This window comes from Thalassotalea sp. G20_0 (assembly GCF_017744175.1).
Lineage (GTDB): Bacteria > Pseudomonadota > Gammaproteobacteria > Pseudomonadales > Endozoicomonadaceae > Endozoicomonas.
Window position 1 is genome coordinate 26,425 of the sequence record NZ_JAGHQV010000035.1, and the last position, 20,193, is coordinate 46,617.

Genomic DNA, 20,193 nt, shown 5'->3' on the forward strand with positions numbered 1-20,193 from the left:
TTCGAAACAAACGATAGTCCAAAGAATAAAACCCACAGATTTTTCAGTTCTCTGAAAAGTTTCTTATGGAGTAGGAGATAGACTATGAATATTGACGGTACTACAGGTAATACAGGTACTAAATACACATTCCCCCTGTGTCATTTTGACGAGACGTCTGGGCGTGCATTTGGAATGAAAGTTGAAGAGCAGGATGGAGATGAGGATAAACTTGCTTCTGTTCTTTTTGGAGGAGATACATCTGGTGCAGGTTTTGTTATGGTGATACCAAGACATGAGCTTCTGGGGCTGCAGGATAAATACCCTGAAGTATTTACTGGATTATACAATGCCAGACCCGTTCCTGAACCATCAGAAAGTGTCTTTTCAAGAGTATGTACCCTTGTAACGGGTATTATTTCTGCCTATCTGAACACAGGCAAAGCTTAATTGATTAAGTCTCTGGCTTTTCAGGTTAAGCTGGCTGAACTTGATAAAGAAAAACAGGTGTCTGGTAAAGATCGTTGGCCCTAAGAGTCTTTACCGGCACTCTGTTTGATAAACTGAATGTGTGGGTAAGTAACCAGCAACCAGGTGGCAGTTGAGGAATCAATTCTCTTTCAACACGATCCATCGCTCCGGGATACAAATAGCAAACGATAAGCCCCGCGTTACCAGGGGCTGCCTTGAAGAAATCCGCTCTTATAACATCGATCCCATACCTTGCCTCGGTAAACAGGGCTGGAACCGGAGAACGTTCCCAGACCTCAATTTTTTTGTCAGGGTATTTTTCTCTTAATGTGGGAATCAGGTGTCCCCAGCCACAACCAAGCTCCATAACATGACCGGACACGTTATCTGGAAGGATATCTCTGATCGCCGCCCTGACTTTTCGGGAAGTGGGAGTAGGGCCAATGCCCAGGCGCAGGGTCCAGAAGAGAATAGAGCCAGTGATCAGACCGGCTGCCATCAGAAACGCGGTGGTAATTAATAATGAGTTCAAGGGGTTATGTATTACTCTTCAACACGTTCCCAGGTTTGCGAACGGCCAATCAGCGCGAACCCGATATAACCACGGACTTCCAGTTTACTGCCATTCTCCAGCACTTTCATGTTAGCGCTGTAGACTTTCCCGGATTCAGGATCGACGATTTTTCCATCGTCATATTTGCTGCCTTGCTTTTTCATGCCCCAGAGTATGGTCATGCCCTGAACTTTCTGATCTTTGAGGTCGCCCTGGCACTGGTCACAAATGCTGTCCTGTTTGGCAGGGTCAAGAATCTGTGTCACTTTGCCAGACAGTTTGCCATTTTCCTCGAAGATTGTGACATAACTTTTTGCTTTACCCGTGCTGTCATCAATGGTTTTCCATAGTCCCAGTGGCGAAGCCGCCAGGCTGAAAGAGGACAGGCAGAGGGACAACAATCCAGCGACCAGGGCGCGTTTTCTCGGGAACATGTGAGGGAGTCTCCAAAAACCCCGGAATTTTCCGGCGTTTATTGTAATCATTCCATTGTGGTGTCATTCAGGTAGAACAGTTTGCCCCGGACACTTCTGCGAAATTCAGAAGGCGTGAGCTGGTAGCGACGTTTGAACAATCTGGAAAAATAATCAGCGTCGGCATATCCCACCTGCAGGGCAATTTCGGCAATGCCCAGGTTGGTATTCTTTAATAGATCGCTGGCCTGATCAAGCCTGATTTTGCGGATATACTCCATTGGCGGGGAACCGGTGGCCTGTTGAAAGCGACGATTCAGTGTCCGGGCATTCAAACCCGACAGTTTGCCAAGGGCAGCCAGAGAGATTTCACTGGCGAAATGATGGTGGATAAAGTCCTGCAGGGAGACGATCACTTCATCCTGGTGGGTTGTGGCATGGTCTTCAGCAAAATGGGTGTCTTTGAAGGGTTTTCTGATTTCATGGGAGAACTGCTGTTCAACCTTTTGGGCGATTGACTCGCCAAGGGCCACGCCAATCATGTGCACCATCAGGTCAGCGACCGAATTGACACTGCCAGCGCAATAAATACGACCTGCCCGGGTGATCAGGTGATTGGGTTTGAACTCAATGTCCGGGAAAAAACGTTGCAGTTTTTCCATGTAAAACCAGTGGGTTGTGGCTGGTTTTTGATCCAGAAGCCCGGTTTCTGCCATAAACGCTACCCCAGTACCAGCTGCGGCAAATACGGCACCGGCATCGTGTTGGCGTTTTAACCATTCAATGATTTGGGGGTGTTTCCTGACCACCGGAATCGGGTTGCGCCAGAGCGCAGGCACCAGAATCAGATCACCATAGCCGCTCTGTTTAAAGGTTCTGTCCGGTGTCAGTCTCAGGCCACCAGTGGTGGTGATGGGGGCAGGCGTACTGGCACAGAAATGAACTTCAATACTTTTTTTATTGGCTGACAGTCGGGTATAGGTCATTGCCGCTTCCAGCATCTCAAGCGGCAATGTCACACTGGTACTGATCATATGTTCCACCATAGGGATCAGGACCCGGTTTAACTGGATTGGGGGGGATTGTAGGAACATTGATATAAAAAACTGCTCAGTGGTCTGTCTTTTTTGTCCGTATTTGTGTCTTTTTCATCCGGTTAAGTTTATCACGAAATCATTAAACTAGTGCCAACTTCATTTGATTCTTAATTTGCATTCATAACAACCTGATCGCTCCTCAGACTTTGAGTGGCTGATCATTCAGTTGTTATACAGGAGTGTGGTTTGTCCAGATTACCCGTTATTGTTGCTCAAGGTGGGGTCAGCCCAGCTGGAAGAACCTCTGGTTTTCATGGCTACCGTCGTTTGGTGCTGGAATGCCTGAGTGACCGGTCGCAGCAAGAAACCCTTGCTGCGCTTCGCATGCTGAGAAATCTGCCACAAGACAGCAGTCGGGAAGATATTCTGTCGGGAACATTGATTCGCCAGCTGGAAAACAACCTGTTTAATCCGCAAGCCGTTCCTTTTCATCAGGCCATTCAGGCTGAGTCCGGATCGGAAATTATTCTGAAGGGCCGTCGTTTACCCAATCCACTGCCCGATGGCTGGCAGTTAGAAAAACTGGAAGATGGCCAGATCAAGGTGAGAATCGAAGCCGGCCAGCCGTTAATGATTCCTTCAATCCGTGAATCACTGGTCAATGCTGCGGGTCAGCTGCCCAGCGGGTTTGCCCCGGAAAAGCTGTACCAGTCCCGGAACCACCCCAGGTCACTGACAATGACGGTGTTCGGTGCCTCCGATGCGATTTATTCTTCCGGTATGGACTGGCATGCGGTCAAGCAGAAGCTGAGCCCTGAACAGGTTGCGGTCTATTCCGGCAGTGCCATGAGCCAACTGGATTTTAACGGCAATGGCGGTTTGCTTCAGTCCCGTCTGCTGGGTAAGCGGGTGACTTCCAAGCAGTGTCCACTGGGCTTTGCCGAGATGTCGGCGGATTTTATCAATGCCTATATCCTTGGTTCTCTGGGTGGCACGGGTACCAGTATGGGAGCCTGTGCCACCATGCTTTACAATCTGGAGCAGGCCGCTGCTGACATTCGCAGTGGCCGTCGTCGTCTGGTGATTGTGGGCAACAGTGAAGCGCCAATTACCCCGGAAGTCATGGAAGGTTATTCCACCATGGGGGCTTTGACCACGGATGCGGCACTGCGGAAACTGGATGGTTTGTCGGATTCTGACAATCCGGACTGGCGCAGAGCCTGTCGGCCATTTGCGGACAATGCCGGTTTCACCATTGCCGAATCCAGTCAGTTTCTGGTGTTGATGGATGATGAACTGGCCCTTGAGTGTGGTGCACAGATCCTGGGATCGGTGGCGGATGTCTTTATTAATGCGGATGGTTTCAAGAAGTCTATTTCTGCCCCGGGAGCCGGTAATCATTTGACCGTCGCCCGGGCTGCCGCCCTGGGCAGAGCCATTGCTGGCGAAGACGCCCTTCGTTACCGGAGTTTTGTTCAGGCCCATGGCACAGGAACGCCGCAGAACCGGGTGACCGAGTCTCAGATTCTCAGTGAAACCGCAAAAGTGTTCGGCATGGAGAGCTGGCCGGTGGCTGCGGTTAAAAGTTACGTTGGTCATTCCATCGGCGCAGCGGGTGGTGATCAGATTATGGCGACACTCGGCGTCTGGAAGCATGGATTTATTCCCGGTATCAGAACGATTAATGGCCTGGCTCAAGACGTCTACTCGGAAAAACTCAATATTCTGCTGAATCACCTGGAAACCGGGGCTGATCAGATGGATCTTGCCCTGATTAATGCCAAGGGTTTTGGTGGCAACAATGCCACAGCCCTGCTGCTCAGCCCGGAAATAACCCGAAAAATGCTGAAAGCCCGCCATGGCGATAAGGCCATGACGCAATGGCAACAGAAAAATGAGACAGTCACCCAACAGCAGGATGACTATGAACAGTGCTGCCAGAGCGGTGAGGCAAACCCCATTTATCAGTTTGGTGAAGGTGTGCTGGACGGTTCTGACCTGACATTTACGGAAAAACAGGTAAGTGTTCCTGGCTATGGGAAGGCGTTAGATCTGGAGATGGAAAACCCGTTCTGGCAGTTTAACGGATAGCATCGTGGGGGCTTGTCCCGGGTAGTTCTCTCATTTCTGTGAAGGTGAGAGACAACGCCATCTATTCGTTTTAAAGTGCTTGCAAACCTATCAATTCAGCGGCGTACAGGTGAGCCATTATGTTTAAGCACTCATTACTGATTCTGCTAGTGTCCGGGTTTGTGATAACCCGGGCCTCAGGTGAATCGTTACCGGGCAAATTGAACGTTGAGCAACCACAGTCAACGGTAGTGACGCTCTACAGTGATAAAGCCCTGGTCAGCCAGAGCTTCAATGCCCAACCCGATGGACAGGGCAGCCTGAAGATTGCTGGTCTGCCGATCAATCGGCTTGATGGCAGTCTGAACCTTGAATACATCGATGGTGATACCGTTTACCGGCCTGAGGACGTCTTCTGGTACCAGGGCGGCCTGGATCGGGATAATTACTACCGGCATCTGGTGGGCAAAAACGTTGAACTGTTTGGTGGCGGTCTCAACGTTGCCATTCAGGGAAAACTGGTCAGCTACCAGCAGGGAATCGGGCTGGTGGAAGGCAACAATGGCCGTCAGTATTTGATTGATTATCATGATCCCCAGGGGTTGAGGATACTGTCACAGGCCTTTTCAGAGACTCAGGGTGAAAATCTCAAATATGTGAGGGCGGATTTTGGCCAGCAGTCGGTGAGTGGTCCTCTGAAGCTCTCATATATTACGCCTCAATTAAGCTACGACAGCCACTATCGGTTAACGCTTTTATCCCACAACCAGGGACGTCTGGAATTAAAAACGCTGCTAACCAACAGTGCCAATATCAACTTCGATCAGGCAACCATTCGTCTTGTGGCCGGTGGTGAGGGAGGCGTTGACGAATTTTACCAACAAAGCCGGATGCTTAAAGCCTCGGCTATGGCAGATACTGCTGACTACGGGGAGCGTGTCGGTGAAGTATTGCTGACCACCTTACCAAAGGGCACAGTTCTTCCCGCCAATAGCAGGCAGCTGATGGATCTTTTCTCAGAACCACTGCACTTTGAGAAGCTGTATACCCTTGACGTATATGGCCGTTCCACTGGCGGCAGAACGTCCACGGCTGAGCGCCCCAGATTGACCTGGAAATTTGAGGCACCCCTGGACCTCCCGCCAGCACAGGTTCGTGTGTATGAGCAGGACCCGGATGGTGGCTATATCATCAGTGGTCACTCCTGGTTACCCAAAACCACCGCTGGAGATAACGCCTGGTTGACCATGGGAGAAGCGTTGGCCGTTCGTGTTGAGCGTAACCGTGTTGATGTTGAACAGAAGAGCAGTAAAGAGCTGGTGGTAAAATGGCAGGTAACGGTTTCTAATGATCAACAAGACAGTATTACGCTGTTGTTAAGAGAGCGTGACGCCAATCTGATAAAGCTCGACAGTGTCAGGGGAGCCACGCTGGAAAAGCCGGACCTGCTTCGTGTTGAGGTTGCTGCCGGTACCAGCAAGGCCATACATTATACAGCTAAATACCGTCGTTGATTACAGGAGGTTGGTTTGCGCTATTCATCCATTGTTGTACTGACCGGTGCGGGTATCTCTGCCGAGTCCGGAATCAGAACATTCCGGGCCAGTGACGGGCTCTGGGAGAATCATCCTGTTGACGATGTGGCAACCCCTGAAGGCTACGCCCGAAACCCCGCACTGGTACAACGCTTTTACAACGACCGAAGGCGGCAGCTGAACTCAGTCAAACCAAACCGTGCTCACCAGGCACTTGCCGCGTTTGAACGTCATTTCTCCGGAAGTTTTCTTCTGGTGACGCAAAATGTTGATGATCTCCATGAGCGGGCAGGGAGCAACCGGCTGATTCATATGCATGGTGAGTTATTGAAAGTTCACTGCCAGGAGACAGGGCAGGTTTTTTATTGGGATCAGGATGTTACCGTCGACACTCAATGTGAATGCTGCGGTGTTGCCGGTAATCTTCGCCCACATATTGTCTGGTTTGGTGAGATGCCTTTACAGATGGATGAGATTTATCAGGCACTGTCCGTCTGTGATCTCTTTGTTTCCATTGGTACATCGGGAAACGTCTATCCTGCTGCCGGGTTCTTTCAGGAGGCCGCTGCTGCAGGAGCAAAGACGGTTGAATTGAATCTTGAGCCGGGCAATCACGGTTCCTTGTTTGATGAACAGTATTACGGGGCGGCTACCGAAGTGGTTGATCGTTTCTTCAGTTCGCTGTTGTGATATGGGTTTGGGAAACTTAATGCAGAAAAATTGGTCTGATGCAGAAATATATTTCTGCTTGAGAACCAGAAAATGTTACCTGACAATGTTGCTAATCTCTCTCTTGCTGAACTATCAACATATCGTCATAGACAGGATCCCGGGCTTGTGCAGGAACAAGCCCGTAAGGCGCAAGAAGCGCTTGCCTTTTTTAAATATCAAAGAGTTCTGGAAGCTGAAGATTTAGATACCCTTAAAACTTATATAATCAATTCAGGTGAGTCTGAAATAACCGGAACTGAATCACTGCAAGAATTATCAGCAAGAGTCATCAGAAGGGTATTGCTTGATGTGTCAATGATTTCAATCGACGCCAAGAGCCTGAGACTCACAAAGCCATGTCATCGACAAATACAACCGAGTTTCTTATCCGATCATCATGGTAAGTTAGTTGATGAAAAATTAAAAAGCCTATTACATGTGTCTAGCACGATTCATAAAAAATCACGCATAAATTTATCTTATATTGAATTCCTTTTTTATATTCGTTCACTCAGCCGGGAAATCTATGAAGATGATCGTTTTGATAGATTTTTCAAAGAGGTTGTATTTATGGGCCATACGGAAGCCGCAAAATGGGCGTTGAAGGTAGGTGGACCGAAGGTTGAGAAAATAATTCCGGATGTCCTTACTCAGGCTGTGCATTTTTTTGGGAATTTTGCGGCCGCGCAGACGCTGTTAAAGCTAGGTCTTATCACGTTTACTCAAGAGGAAAAAGATCACTGCCTAAGACAGGCCATGGATAAGTGTATGTGGACTTCTACTTTTTTTGCTGAGAATATCAAAGCCTGGATTAAGTTCGGTGGTCGAATAGATAACAATTTTCTGGATAAAAAGCTAAGAGTCGTTGCAGAACTTGAATGTATCGATGTTTCGGAAGAAGATAAAGTATTGGCGGGGTTTTATCCTCAGGAAAGACTTAACCAAAATTTAATGTCGGCAGTATCTGACGGGGATCTGACCCAGGCAAAACTGTGGCAGCTGTTGGGTGGGAAAGCAGCCACATCAGAAATTGAAGAGCGTATTGAACACCATTACAGGAACAACCCATTACGGAAACTGTCGTACTTGTGTTAATGGTTGTGGCCCTGTAAGTTGTATATCTGAGCTTGGCTGTACTCTTAGGGTAGACATTAAGTGCCTACTCCCAGCTTCGGGAAGTTGAAGACGGAACCACGAAGAACACAAAGAAGAGATTTTTCTTTTCCTTCGTGCTCTTTGTGTACTTCGTGCTTCCATGTTTATTTATTAGGATATTTCGAACAGGTTATTAATAAATTCATTTGAGAACATACTTTTCCTAATACAATGGCGAATCAATGGGGTAATCGGTTCTAAATTATTACAGAATTTTCTTACGATGTCATAACCATCTTTACAATCATAAGCTGTACTTATTGTAGCTACTTCCATGAGAGGCAACACATCTTTGCAGGATTGAAGATTTTCCCCTTTTAAGGCATCCAGAAATGCAAGTGAAATTTTCGTTTGTATCTCATCTGATACAAAATAACCCTTAGGCGTATAAAGTCTTTCTTCCCAGAGATCCCATCTCCAATTATCGGGGTTATCAGGATTTTTTGGAGCGGTACTGATCATCGAGTCTTGCGGTGCTGACAATGAGTAACGCTTTATCAAATAATCACTCAATTGTTGGGCAACTTGTTTGGGTGTGCAACCGAATTCTAAAGCAGCACCTTTAATACCATAATCAGCTGTATTGATAATTTTTCTTACACATTTATTAAATTCCCCCTGATCCTCTTCACTTATTGCAGGAGCATAAGAGGTAAAATCTGGTGATTGTGGCGGGCGATAACTTCCTGATGGGTTCAGCATTGAAAGACCTTCCTCGCTAATTTGAAGTAGATGTTAACATTCGAATGGTGAAGAGTAATGAATAATTCAGAATCTCTTACTGATATACTCTTACCTAATCGGACTGTTTGACACGAAAATCGTTCCCTCTTTAAAAAATTATTTTGTGATCCTGGAAAAAACACATGAGATCAAGTTAGAAGAGTAATCAGTGACTGCCCTGCACAGACGGTTTCTGAAACTTCTCGCTCCCATTGCTGTAAACATTGGAAATCAGCCAGCGCTGGATAAGGACAGACTGTGGGCGCTGTTGTCCGAAGCGATACAGAACAGTAAAATTAATATAAGGTCCTTCCTTATCCAGCAAGATAGCCCATTGCCTCTTCCAGGCCATTAATGGTCAGGGGGAACATCTTGCCTTCCATTTGCTCATCAATCAATCGTGTTGATGAGGTATATTGCCAGGCATGTTGCGGGGAGGGGTTCAGCCATGCGACCCGGTCAAAGTGGGCTTTCAGCCGTGACATCCAGACATGACCGGCCTCTTCATTGAAATGTTCGACACTGCCGCCGGGTGAGGTAATTTCATAGGGAGACATGGCGGCGTCGCCCACAAAAATAACCCGGTAATCCTTGCCGTAGCGGTGAATCACATCCCAGAGGCTGATGCGCTCCTGCTGACGACGACGGTTATCCTGCCAGACACTTTCATAGAGGTAGTTATGGAAGTAATAGAACTCAAGGTGTTTAAACTCGGTTCGGCAGCAGGCAAACAGCTCTTCACACAGGCGAACGTAATCGTCCATTGAGCCGCCAATATCCATGAACAGCAGCACTTTCACGGCATTATGGCGTTCAGGCACCATCTTGATATCCAGCATACCCTTGCTGGCTGTTGAGCGGACGGTATCATCAAGATCCAGCTGGTCTGCTGCCCCCTGGCGGGCAAAGCGGCGTAATCGGCGCAGTGCCATTTTCATATTGCGGCTGCCGAGTTGCTCGTTATCATCCAGGTTTTTAAACTCCCGCTTATCCCAGACTTTGGTGGCTTTACGGTGTCTGGATTGATCCTGACCAATCCGAATGCCGGAAGGGTTATAGCCATAAGCGCCAAACGGTGAGGTTCCGCCAGTGCCAATCCATTTATTACCGCCCTGGTGACGACTTTTCTGTTCCTCCATTCTCTGTCGGAATGTATCGAGCAATTCCCGGAGGTTTTTCATGCCCTGGATGTTTGCCTTGTCATCATCGGACAGCTGTCGGATAAACGCCTGCCTTAACCATTCTTCAGGTATCAGTGCTTCCAGCATGTCATCCATGGAGTCAAGGCCGTTGAAAAAAGCCTGGCAGGCTTTATCAAACTTGTCGTAATGCCTTTCATCCTTGACCAGAATGGTTCTTGATAACTGGTAAAAGCCTTCCTGGTCGGCGTAGATCAGTTTTGCATCCAGTGCCGCCAGCAGGTCGAGATATTCCCGGGTGGTGGCAGGTACACCAAATGCCCGGACGGTTTCAAAAAAATTGGTCAGCATGGTGAGTCCTCAGGCCGGTTAACCGCGTCGACTCATAAAGGCCAGCCGTTCCAGCAGATGGACATCCTGCTCATTTTTCACCAGCGCACCATGCAGCGGGGGAATGGCACTTCTGGTATCACGGTTTTGAAGAATATCTGCCGGGATATCGTCGGAATTGAGCAGTTTCAGCCAGTCGATCAGCTCGGAAGTCGAGGGCTTCTTTTTGAGACCAGGGATCTCCCTGAGTTCAAAAAATACCTGAAGGGCCTCATCGACCAGTTTTTTCTGCAGGTCAGGAAAGTGTACCTGGACAATTTCCCGCATGGTTTCTGCATCAGGAAAGCTGATGTAATGAAAGAAGCAGCGTCTTAAAAACGCATCGGGCAGCTCTTTCTCGTTGTTACTGGTGATAATAACAATAGGGCGTTGTCGGGCTGTTATCTGTTGTTGGGTCTCGTAAACATTGAACTCCATCTTGTCCAGCTCTTGTAGCAAGTCATTGGGGAATTCAATATCTGCCTTGTCTATTTCATCGATCAGCAAAACCGACTGCTGTTCTGACTCAAAGGCTTCCCAGAGTTTGCCTTTGACAATGTAATTGCTGATATCGTGAACCCGCTCATCACCCAGTTGAGAGTCGCGAAGACGGGAGACCGCATCGTATTCGTAGAGCCCCTGCTGGGCCTTGGTGGTGGATTTGATATGCCATTGCAGCAGCTCTTTGCCCAGGGAGCGGGCCACCTGTTCTGCCAGCATGGTCTTGCCGGTGCCGGGTTCTCCTTTAATAAGGAGAGGGCGTTGTAACGTTACGGCAGCATTGACGGCCATTTTCAGGTCATCGGTAGCGATATACTGGTCGGTACTTTCAAAGCTCATAAGGCAGTTATCTTCTTTTTATTCTGAAATACGCAGTACAGCAGACGTGTTTCTCTTATTTATCGTGCGTCAGGTTGTGGGTAAGGGTAACGCAAAAGGGAGGAGGATGGATAGTCGTTGGCTGTTATCAGGGGTGATCTTTTCAGTTGATGACTGCAAACAGTAATACCATCGCAGGTATTGAAAAGTTGGAAGCCCGCCTTCCCTGAAATGTGAAAACGGTTCTTGAGTTATGATGGAAGGGAAGAGGTTACTTTCTTCTATTCCTTTTTCTACTTTTTAGTTTACCCTTTTTCCTTTGTGAGTGTCCTTCGGTAGTTAAGTCACAGTGATCTTGCCATCCTTTATTGGCAGTAACATATCGCTTACCTGCCCCCCGCGTTTGAGTAAGTGATACGGAGCCATGCCGCTGTGGCGGGATGTTCACCCTGATCTTTATTTGATCAATACATCGTTTTATTGAGTCCGGGCTCCAAAGCTGGATAACCGGGATTTCAATGACCTCAAATCCTGCTTTTTGCAGCAGTGCGATTTTCAGCAGAGTCGAACCATTCCTGGTTTTGAAATCACCACCCACGTAATGCGACGGCCCCTGAATTTCAATCACAACGTTGTGATCTGGCAGAAGCAGGTCAACCGGAGGTAATGAGTTCAGACTCTTTTCTTCTTCAATCTTCAAAGATGGAATAGATGATTGGAGTCGATCGCGGAATTCGGCTTGGGTTTTTGAAATGGCTGTCTGGTAATGGCGGACAACCAGACACTGTCTGCCAAGCCAAATGGCGGCCATGATCATGATGGATTGATCCTCTTCATTATCTGGCGAGGCATTTTCCAGGCGAGTCAACAGGTCATCCATGTGCTTTTCAAGTACGTTATTTTTATTGGTATTGGAGAACAGAGCCAACCTGGCACAGCACACCATGACTCCCCAGAGAGACATCGATATATCTTGTTGAGGGAGTTGAGGGTTTTCACTGATTCTGTACACAAGAGATTCGAACGTAGAGGCAACCACGTTCAACTCAACGAGCTCACCCAGTTTCGCCATGGCCCACAGCAGGTTGGCGATATGCTGAAGAATAAACTGGTCTTTCTGTGCGTTCACGAGGGGCAACAGCGCGGCCACAGCCTCTTTGAACTCTGGTGTCTGCTCCTGCCCGTTGTCCACCAGTTTCGCCATGGCCCACAGCAGGTTGACAATGGCCTGGGCATTAAGTTGGTTTTTCTGTGCGTTCACGAGGGGCAAAAGGACGGCCACGGCCTCGTTGAGCCCTGGTGTCCACTCCAGCCCGTGGTCCACCAGTTTCGCTATGGCCCACAGCAGGTTGGGGATACCCCGGGCTTTAAATTGGTCTTTCTGTACGTTCACGCGGTGCAAAAGTGCAGCTACCGTCTTGTTGAACGCAGGTGTCCACTCGTGCCCGTTGTCCACCAGTTTTGCCATGGCCCACAGCAGGTTGGCAATGGCCTGGGCATTAAGTTGGTTTTTCTGTGCGTTCACGAGGGGCAACAGGGCGGCCACGGCCTCGTTGAACGCAGGTGTCCACTCGTGCCCGTTGTCCACCAATTTCGCCATGGCCCACAGCAGGTTGGTGATATGCTGAGGAGTAAATTGGTCTTTCTGTGCGTTCACGAGGGGCAACAGGGCGGCTACGGCTTCGTTGAGCCCGGGTGGCTGCTTCTGCTCATTGTCCACCAGTTTCGCCATGGCCCACAGCAGGTTGGCAATGGCCTGGGCATTAAGTTGGTGTTTCTTTGCGTTCATGTGGGGCAGCAGGGCGGCCACGGCCTCGTTGAGCCCGGGTGTCCGCTCCAGCCCGTTGTCCACCAGTTTCGCCATGGCCCACAACAGGTTGGCGATTCCCTGGGCATTAAGTTGGTTTTTCTGTGCGTTCACGAGGGGCAACAGGGCGGCCACGGCCGCTTTGAACTCTGGTGTCCACTCCTGCCTGTTGTCCACCAGTTTCGTAATGGCCCACAGCAGGTTGGCAATGGCCTGGGCATTAAATTGGTTTTTCTGTGCATTCACGAGGGGCAACAAGGCGACCACAGCCGCGTTGAGCGCCTGTGTCTGCTTCTGCCCGTGGTCCACCAGTTTCGCCATGGCCCACAGCAGGTTGGCGATATGCTGAGGAATAAATTGGTCTTTCTGTGCGTTCACGAGGGGCAACAGGGCGGCCACGGCCTCGTTGAGCCCCCGTGTCCGCTCCAGCCCGTTGTCCACCAGTTTCGCCATGGCCCACAGCAGGTTGACAATGGCCTGGGCATTAAGTTGGTTTTTCTGTGCGTTCACGATGGGCAAAAGGGCGGCCACGGCCTCGTTGAGCCCTGGTGCCCGCTCCAGCCCGTTGTCCACCAGTTTCGCCATGGCCCACAGCAGGTTGGCAATGGCCTGGGCCCAAAATTGGTCTTTCTGTGCCTTCACGAGGGGCAACAGGGCAGCTAAGGCCTCTTTGAGCCCTGGTGTCGGCTCCAGCCCGTTGTCCACCAGCTTCGCCATGGCCCACAGCAGGTTGGCAATGCCCTGGGCCTGAAATTGGTCTTTCTGTGCGTTCACATGGGACAGCAGCGTGACAACGGCCTCGTTGAACTCTGGTGTCCGTTCCTGCCCGTTGTCCAACATTTTTGCCATTGCCCACAGCAGGTTGGCAATACCCTGGGCATCAATATCCCTGGCTTGAGGTGTTTGGTTGCAGTGAAATATTATTGCATCAAATAGTGTTGACAATAAGTTAGCCTGAGTAAGTTTAACTCGCTCATCCATGGGTTTATGTAGGGTAAAAACACCCGCTGAAGTCAATGAGTGAAGTGTTGTCGTCAGGCTTCGCCAATTCCAGCTCCGTGTTGCGGTAAAATTTTGCAGCAAACGTATTAGCTGGCTTTGTTCCGCTCGATTTAACGGTCTTTCAGCAGCTGACGTGTATTTTTTAATTAAACTGGCATATTGCCCGTGATTTCTCCCATCATAGCGATGACCGAAGTGATCCGATTCACTCAACAGATCATCCATTATTTCCTGTTTGATGAGGGCATTAAAATCTTGAGCAGGGTTTACTGAACGGCACTGTAGATGTTGAAAAGAGCGTGTGCCAGAAGAATGGTAACATTCATTGCGACCCGGTGAAGTGCGGGGGGGATTATCCCATGGTCTGACTGTGGCATGCCTATATCGTCCACGCCCTGAAGAAGGGGCATGGTTATTCGGCTGGTTGTAATTATTACCTGATCTTGTGTATTTACCACTGATACCAGCAGATCTTCTATCCATAATTATATTTCATTAATTCATGAGAATATAAAAAGCAGACTGCTGTTCTGTTCAGAAGTTCATTTTGCTGACCGATTTATAAACGCAAGTGGTTGGAGGAGAACAACTGCTCTGAATTGTGAAAACAGTTCCTGAGTCACGATGGCAGGGAGGCGATTACTGGCTGTTTGTTCTCTTCTTTATTTGATCAATAAATGGTTTCATTAAATCCTGTTTACAAAGCCGGTTAACCGGGATTTCAATGACCTCAAATCCTGATTTTTGCAGCAGTGCGATTTTCAGCAGAGTCGAACCGTTCCTGGTGTTGAAATCACCACCCACGTAATGAGACGGTCCCTGAACTTCAATCACCATGTTGTGATCTGGCAGTAGCAGGTCAACCGGAGGCAATGAGTGCAAACTCTTTTCTTCTTCAATCTTCAAAGAGGGCATACATGATTGGAGTTGATTGCGGAAGTCGGATTGACGTTTTGAAACGATTGTCTGGTAATCGGGGTTGAACGGACACGCTCTGCCAAGCCAACTGGCGGCCATGGCAATGGTGGTTTGATCCTCTTCATTATCTGGGAATGTATTTTCCAGGCGAGTCAACAGGAAATCCATGTGCTTATCAAGCACGTTATTTTTATTGGCATTGGAGTCTAGAGACAACCTGGCACAGCATACCATTACGCCCCAGAGAGACATCGATATATCTTGTCTGGAGAGCTGAGGGGTTTCACTGATTCGGTAGACAAGCGATTCGAATGCAGAGGTAACCACATTCAGCTCAACGAGTTCACCCAGCTTCGCCATGGCCCACAGCAGGTTGGCGATACCCTGTGGTGTAAAGTCAGCTTTCCGTGCGCTCACGTGGGGTAACAGCGCCGCCACAGTCGCTTTGAACTCTGGTGTCCACTCCTGCCCGTTATCCACCAGTTTCGCCATGGCCCACAGCAGGTTAACGATGTGCTGAGGAATAAACTGGTCTTTCTGTATTTTCACGCGGGGCAACAGTGCGACCACGGCCTTGTTAAGCGCTGGTGTCTGCTCCTGCCCGTTGTCCACCAGTTTCGCCATGGCCCATAGCATGTTGGCGATCTCTTGTGGTTTAAAGGTAGCTCTCTGTGCATTCACGTGGGGCAACAGTGCGGTCACGGCCTCGTTGAGTTCTGGTGTCGACTCCTGCCCGTTGTCCACCAGTTTCGCCATGGCCCACAGCAGGTTGGCGATACCTTGTGGTTTAAAGGCAGCTCTCTGTGCATTCACGTGGGGCAACAGTGCGGTCACGGCGTCGTTGAGTTCTGATGTCGACTCCTGCCCGTTGTCCACCAGTTTCGCCATGGCCCACAGCAGATTGGCAATACCCTGTGGTGTAAAGTTGGCTTTCTGTGCGCTCACGTGGGGCAACAACGCGGCCATGGCCTCGTTGAGCGCTGGTGTCCGCTCCTGCCCGTTGTCCACCAGTTTCGCCATGGCCCACAGCAGGTTGGTGATTTCCTGTGGTTTAAAGTTAGCTTTCTGTGTGATCACCTGGGGCAATAGCTTGGCCACGACCTCGTTGAGTGCTGGTGTCCGCTCCTGCCCGTTGTCCACCAGTTTCGCCATGGCCCACAGCAGGTTGGCAATAAACTGGGCATGAAATTGGGTTTTCTGTGCGTTCACCCGGGGCAACAGCGCGACCAGGGCTTCGTTGAGCCCTGGTGTCTGCTCCTGACCATTGTCCACCAGTTTCGCCATGGCCCACAGCAGGTTGGCGATATGCTGAGGAATAAATTGGTCTTTCTGTGCGTTCACATTGGGCAACAGGGCAGCCACGGCCTCGTTGAACCCTGGTGTCCGCTCCTGGCCGTTGTCCACCAGTTTTGCCAGGGCCCACAGCAGGTTGGCGATACCCTGTGGTTTAAAGTTATCTTTTTGTACGTTCACGTGGGGTAGCAGCGTGGCTACGGCCTGGTTGAGTTCTGGTATCCGCTTTTGCCTGTTGTCCGACAGTTTCGCGATGGCCCACAGCAGGTTGGCAATATTCTGGGTATTAAGTTGATCTTTCTGTGTGCTCACATGGCGCAACAGCGCGGCTACGGCCTCGTTGAGCTCTGGTGTCCGCTTCTGCCCGTTGTCCGACAGTTTCGCGATGGCCCACAGCAGGTTGACAATATTCTGGGTATTAAATTGATCTTTCTGTGCGATCACATGGGGGAACAGCGCGGCCACAGTTTCTTTGAGCTCCGGTGTCCACTCCCCGTTGTCCACCAGTTTCGTCATGGCCCACAGCAGGTTGGCGATACCCTGAGCATTGAATTGGTCTTTCTGTATGTTCACGTGGGTCAACAGGGCATCCATGGCCTCTTTGAACTCTGGTGTCTGCTCCAGCCCGTTGTCCACCAGTTTCGCCATGGCCCACAGCAGGTTGGCAATGCCCTGGGCCTTAAATTGGTCTTTCCTTGCGCTCACGTGGGGCAACAGCGCGACAACGGCCTCGTTGAACTCCGGTGTCTGCTTCTGCCCGTTGTCCACCAGTTTCGCCATGGCCCAAAGCAGGTTGGCGATACCCCGGGCATCAATATTCCTGGCTTGAGGTTTTTGGCAGCAGTTAAATATTATTGCATCAAGTAGCGTTGACAATAGGTGAGCTTGAGTAATCTTAACACGCTCATCCATGGGGTAATGAGGGGTAAAAACACCCGCTGAAGTTAATGAATGAAGTGTTGTCGTCAGGCTTCGCCAATTCCAACTCCGTGTTGGGGTAAAATTTTGCAGCATACGTATCAGCTGGCTTTGTTCCGCCCGGTTTAACGGTTTTTTAGCAGCTGACGTGTATTCTTTAATTGAACAGGCAAATTGACTGTGATTTTTTCCATTATAGCGATGACCGAAATGATCCGATTTACTCACCAGATCATCCATTATTTCCTGTCTAATGAGGGCATTAAAATCTTGAGCAGGGTTTACTGAACGGTACTGTAGATGTTGAGAAGAGCGTGTGCCAGAAGAATGGTAAAAATCATTGCGACCCAGTGTAGTGCTGGGGGGATTATCCCATGGTCTGACTGTGGCATGCCTATATCGTCCACGCCCTGAAGAAGAGGCATGGTTATTCGGTTGGTTGTAATTATTACCTGATCTTATGTATTTACCACTGATACCAGCAGATCTTCTATCCATAATTATATTTCATTAATTCATGAGAATATAAAAAGCAGACTGCTGTTCTGTTCAGAAGTTCATTTTGCTGAACGGTTTATAAACGCAAGTGGTTGGAGGAGAACAACTGCTCTGAATTGTGAAAACGGTTCCTGAGTCACGATGGCAGGGAGGCGATTAGTGGCTGTTTGTTCTCTTCTTTATTTGATCAATAAATGGTTTCATTAAATCCTGGTTACAAAGCCGGTTAACCGGGATTTCAATGACCTCAAATCCTGATTTTTGCAGAAGTGCGATTTTCAGCAGCGTCGAACCTTTCCTGGTGTTGAAATCACCACCCACGTAATGAGACGGTCCCTGAACTTCAATCACCATGTTGTGATCTGGCAGTAACAGGTCAACCGGAGGTAATGACTTCAAACTCTTTTCTTCTTCAATCTTCAAAGAGGGCATACATGATTGGAGTTGATTGCGGAAGTCGGCCTGGGTTTTTGAAATGGCTGTCTGGTAATGGTGGACGACCAGACACGCTCTGCCAAGCCAACTTGAGGCCATGATCATGTTGGATCGATCCTCTTCATTATCTGGTGAGGTATTTTCCAGGCGCGTCAACAGGTCAGCCATGTGCTTTTCAAGCACATTACTTTTATTGGTTTTGGAGACCAGAGCCAACCTGGCACAGCATACCATGACTCCCCAGAGAGACATCGATATCTCTTCCTGAGAAAACTGAAGGTTCTTACTGATTCGATAGACAAGCGATTCGCACGTAGAGGTGGCCACATTCAGCTCAATGAGTTCACCCAGTTTGGCCGTGGACCACAGCAGGTTGGCAATACCCTGGGCATTAAATTGGTCTTCCTGTGCGTTCACCCGGTGCAACAGCGCGGCCACGGCCTCGTAGAGCCCTGGTGTTTGCTCCTGCCCATTATCCACCAGTTTTGCCATGGCCCACAGCAGGTTGGCGATTTCCTGTGGGTTAAAGTTAGCTTTTTGTACGATCACGCAGGTCAACAGCGCAGCCACGGATTTGTTGAACTCTGGTGTCTGCTCGTACCTGTTGTCTACCAGTTTCGCCATGGCCCACAGCATGTTGGCGATATCCTGTTGTTTAAAGTAAGCTTTCTGTACGTTCACTAGGGGTAACAGGGCGGCCACGGCCTCGTTGAGCCCTGGTGTCTGCTGCTTCGTATTTTCCACCAGTTTCACCATGGCCCACAGCAGGATGGCGACAGCCTGAGGTATAAATTGATCTTTCTGTGCGTTCACGTGGGGCAACAGGGCGGCCACGGCCTTTTTGAACTCTGGTGTCTGCTCCTGCCCATTGTCCACCAGTTTCGCCATGGCCCACAGCATGTTGGCGATATGCTGAGGAATAAATTGGTCTTTCTGTGCGCTCACGAGAGGCAACAGTGCGGCCACGGCCCCGTTGAGCCCCGGTGTCTGCTCCTGCCCATTGTCCACCAGTTTCGCCACGGCCCACAGCAGGTTGGTGATAGCCTGGGGAATAAATTGGTCTTTATGTGCGTTCACGAGGGGCAACAGGGCGGCCACGGCCTCTTTGAACCCCAGTGTCTGCTCCAGCCCGTTGTCCACCAGTTTCGCCATGGCCCACAGCAGGTTGGCAATGCCCTGGGCATTAAGTCGGTTTTTCTGTGCGTCCAGGAGGGGCAGCAGGGCGGCCACGGCCTCTTTGAGCCCTGGTGTCGGCTCCAGTTCGTTGTCCACCAGTTTCGCCATGGCCCACAGCAGGTTGGCAATGCACTGGGCATTAAGTTGATTTCTTTGTGCGTTCACGAGGGGCAACAGGGCGGCTAAGGCCTCTTTGAGCCCCGGTGCCCGCTCCAGCCCGTTGTCCACCAGTTTCGCCATGGCCCACAGCAGGTTGGCAATGGCCTGGGCCCAAAATTGGTCTTTCTGTGCCTTCACGAGGGGCAACAGGGCAGCTAAGGCCTCTTTGAGCCCTGGTGTCGGCTCCAGCCCGTTGTCCACCAGCTTCGCCATGGCCCACAGCAGGTTGGCAATGCCCTGGGCCTGAAATTGGTCTTTCTGTGCGTTCACATGGGACAGCAGCGTGACAACGGCCTCGTTGAACTCTGGTGTCCGTTCCTGCCCGTTGTCCAACATTTTTGCCATTGCCCACAGCAGGTTGGCAATACCCTGGGCATCAATATCCCTGGCTTGAGGTGTTTGGTTGCAGTGAAATATTATTGCATCAAATAGTGTTGACAATAAGTTAGCCTGAGTAAGTTTAACTCGCTCATCCATGGGTTTATGTAGGGTAAAAACACCCGCTGAAGTCAATGAGTGAAGTGTTGTCGTCAGGCTTCGCCAATTCCAGCTCCGTGTTGCGGTAAAATTTTGCAGCAAACGTATCAGCTGGCTTTGTTCCGCTCGATTTAACGGTCTTTCAGCAGCTGACGTGTATTTTTTAATTAAACTGGCATATTGCCCGTGATTTCTCCCATCATAGCGATGACCTAAATGATCCGATTTACTCACCAGATCATCCATTATTTCCTGTTTAATGAGGGCATTAAAATCTTGTGCAGGGTTTACTGAACGGCACTGTAGATTTTGAGAAGAGCGTGTGCCAGAAGAGTGGTAAAATTCATTGCGCCCCGGGGCATTGCGGGGGGGAATATCCCATGGTCTGACTGTGGCATGTCTATATCGTCCACGCCCTGAAGAAGGGGCATGGTTATTCAGTTTGTTGTAATCATTACTTGATCTGGTGTAATTACTACTGATACCAGCAGATCTTCCATCCATAATTATATTTCATTAATTCATGAGAATATAAA

At 49.5% G+C, this 20,193-nt stretch carries 14 protein-coding genes; 5 read left to right on the top strand and 9 right to left on the bottom strand.

Going from position 1 to position 20,193, the window contains the following annotated elements; translation table 11 throughout:
* Window positions 1–84 precede the first annotated feature (84 nt).
* Window positions 85–429 (top strand): hypothetical protein, encoded by a 345-nt coding sequence (locus tag J7438_RS18440; protein WP_209277704.1) that lies wholly within the window; start codon window positions 85–87, stop codon window positions 427–429.
* Window positions 430–454: 25 nt separating this feature from the next.
* On the opposite strand, the gene J7438_RS18445 is transcribed toward J7438_RS18440, so the two are convergent.
* From J7438_RS18445 to J7438_RS18455, 3 genes are read right to left on the bottom strand one after another with little or no spacing between them, the layout of a single operon-like run.
* A complete protein-coding gene (locus J7438_RS18445; protein WP_209277705.1) occupies window positions 455–982 on the bottom strand; it encodes a class I SAM-dependent methyltransferase in 528 nt (175 codons plus the stop codon).
* Between the two features lie 11 nt (window positions 983–993).
* Complete coding sequence (locus J7438_RS18450; RefSeq protein WP_286196696.1) at window positions 994–1,488, bottom strand: DUF2147 domain-containing protein; 495 nt, start codon at window positions 1,486–1,488, stop codon at window positions 994–996.
* Complete coding sequence (locus J7438_RS18455) at window positions 1,485–2,510, bottom strand: GlxA family transcriptional regulator (protein WP_286196697.1); 1,026 nt, start codon at window positions 2,508–2,510, stop codon at window positions 1,485–1,487. Before J7438_RS18455 ends, J7438_RS18450 begins: the two co-directional genes overlap by 4 nt.
* Window positions 2,511–2,699: 189 nt before the next feature.
* Between J7438_RS18455 and J7438_RS18460 the strand changes: the two genes are divergently transcribed.
* The 4 genes from J7438_RS18460 to J7438_RS18475 all read left to right on the top strand — a co-directional run bounded on the left by J7438_RS18460 (window position 2,700) and on the right by J7438_RS18475 (window position 7,864).
* Window positions 2,700–4,544 (top strand): beta-ketoacyl synthase, encoded by a 1,845-nt coding sequence (locus J7438_RS18460; RefSeq protein WP_286196698.1) that lies wholly within the window; start codon window positions 2,700–2,702, stop codon window positions 4,542–4,544.
* A gap of 119 nt (window positions 4,545–4,663) precedes the next feature.
* Window positions 4,664–6,037, top strand: a complete 1,374-nt coding sequence (locus tag J7438_RS18465) for a hypothetical protein (protein ID WP_209277707.1) — start codon at window positions 4,664–4,666, stop codon at window positions 6,035–6,037.
* A gap of 15 nt (window positions 6,038–6,052) precedes the next feature.
* Window positions 6,053–6,748 (top strand): Sir2 family NAD+-dependent deacetylase, encoded by a 696-nt coding sequence (gene cobB, locus J7438_RS18470; protein WP_209277708.1) that lies wholly within the window; start codon window positions 6,053–6,055, stop codon window positions 6,746–6,748.
* Between the two features lie 72 nt (window positions 6,749–6,820).
* Window positions 6,821–7,864, top strand: coding sequence for a hypothetical protein (locus J7438_RS18475; RefSeq protein ID WP_209277709.1), 1,044 nt, complete (start codon window positions 6,821–6,823; stop codon window positions 7,862–7,864).
* Between the two features lie 171 nt (window positions 7,865–8,035).
* Here the strand turns inward: J7438_RS18475 and J7438_RS18480 are convergent, their stop codons facing one another.
* The 6 genes from J7438_RS18480 to J7438_RS18505 form a co-directional block, all read right to left on the bottom strand.
* Complete coding sequence (locus tag J7438_RS18480; RefSeq protein WP_209277710.1) at window positions 8,036–8,626, bottom strand: hypothetical protein; 591 nt, start codon at window positions 8,624–8,626, stop codon at window positions 8,036–8,038.
* 335 nt (window positions 8,627–8,961) lie between these two features.
* The gene (locus J7438_RS18485; RefSeq protein WP_209201410.1) at window positions 8,962–10,137 is read right to left on the bottom strand and encodes a vWA domain-containing protein; all 1,176 of its coding nucleotides are present in this window, start codon (window positions 10,135–10,137) and stop codon (window positions 8,962–8,964) included.
* A gap of 18 nt (window positions 10,138–10,155) precedes the next feature.
* A complete protein-coding gene (locus J7438_RS18490; RefSeq protein ID WP_209277711.1) occupies window positions 10,156–10,995 on the bottom strand; it encodes an AAA family ATPase in 840 nt (279 codons plus the stop codon).
* A 250-nt stretch (window positions 10,996–11,245) separates the two neighbouring features.
* Complete coding sequence (locus J7438_RS18495) at window positions 11,246–14,266, bottom strand: RAP domain-containing protein (protein WP_209277712.1); 3,021 nt, start codon at window positions 14,264–14,266, stop codon at window positions 11,246–11,248.
* A gap of 156 nt (window positions 14,267–14,422) precedes the next feature.
* Window positions 14,423–17,410: a DUF1601 domain-containing protein gene (locus tag J7438_RS18500; protein WP_209277713.1), complete on the bottom strand. Its 2,988-nt coding sequence runs from the start codon at window positions 17,408–17,410 to the stop codon at window positions 14,423–14,425.
* 156 nt (window positions 17,411–17,566) lie between these two features.
* Window positions 17,567–20,161 (bottom strand): RAP domain-containing protein, encoded by a 2,595-nt coding sequence (locus J7438_RS18505; RefSeq protein ID WP_209277714.1) that lies wholly within the window; start codon window positions 20,159–20,161, stop codon window positions 17,567–17,569.
* Window positions 20,162–20,193 lie beyond the last annotated feature (32 nt).

Coding starts and splice junctions, on each gene's coding strand:
- J7438_RS18450 (WP_286196696.1), bottom strand. CDS start 1,488: ATGATTACAATAAACGCCGGAAAATTCCGGGGTTTTTGGAGACTCCCT.
- J7438_RS18485 (WP_209201410.1), bottom strand. CDS start 10,137: ATGCTGACCAATTTTTTTGAAACCGTCCGGGCATTTGGTGTACCTGCC.
- J7438_RS18495 (WP_209277712.1), bottom strand. CDS start 14,266: ATGGATAGAAGATCTGCTGGTATCAGTGGTAAATACACAAGATCAGGT.
- J7438_RS18490 (WP_209277711.1), bottom strand. CDS start 10,995: ATGAGCTTTGAAAGTACCGACCAGTATATCGCTACCGATGACCTGAAA.
- J7438_RS18475 (WP_209277709.1), top strand. CDS start 6,821: ATGTTACCTGACAATGTTGCTAATCTCTCTCTTGCTGAACTATCAACA.
- J7438_RS18500 (WP_209277713.1), bottom strand. CDS start 17,410: ATGGATAGAAGATCTGCTGGTATCAGTGGTAAATACATAAGATCAGGT.
- J7438_RS18455 (WP_286196697.1), bottom strand. CDS start 2,510: ATGTTCCTACAATCCCCCCCAATCCAGTTAAACCGGGTCCTGATCCCT.
- J7438_RS18465 (WP_209277707.1), top strand. CDS start 4,664: ATGTTTAAGCACTCATTACTGATTCTGCTAGTGTCCGGGTTTGTGATA.
- J7438_RS18505 (WP_209277714.1), bottom strand. CDS start 20,161: ATGGATGGAAGATCTGCTGGTATCAGTAGTAATTACACCAGATCAAGT.
- J7438_RS18440 (WP_209277704.1), top strand. CDS start 85: ATGAATATTGACGGTACTACAGGTAATACAGGTACTAAATACACATTC.
- J7438_RS18480 (WP_209277710.1), bottom strand. CDS start 8,626: ATGCTGAACCCATCAGGAAGTTATCGCCCGCCACAATCACCAGATTTT.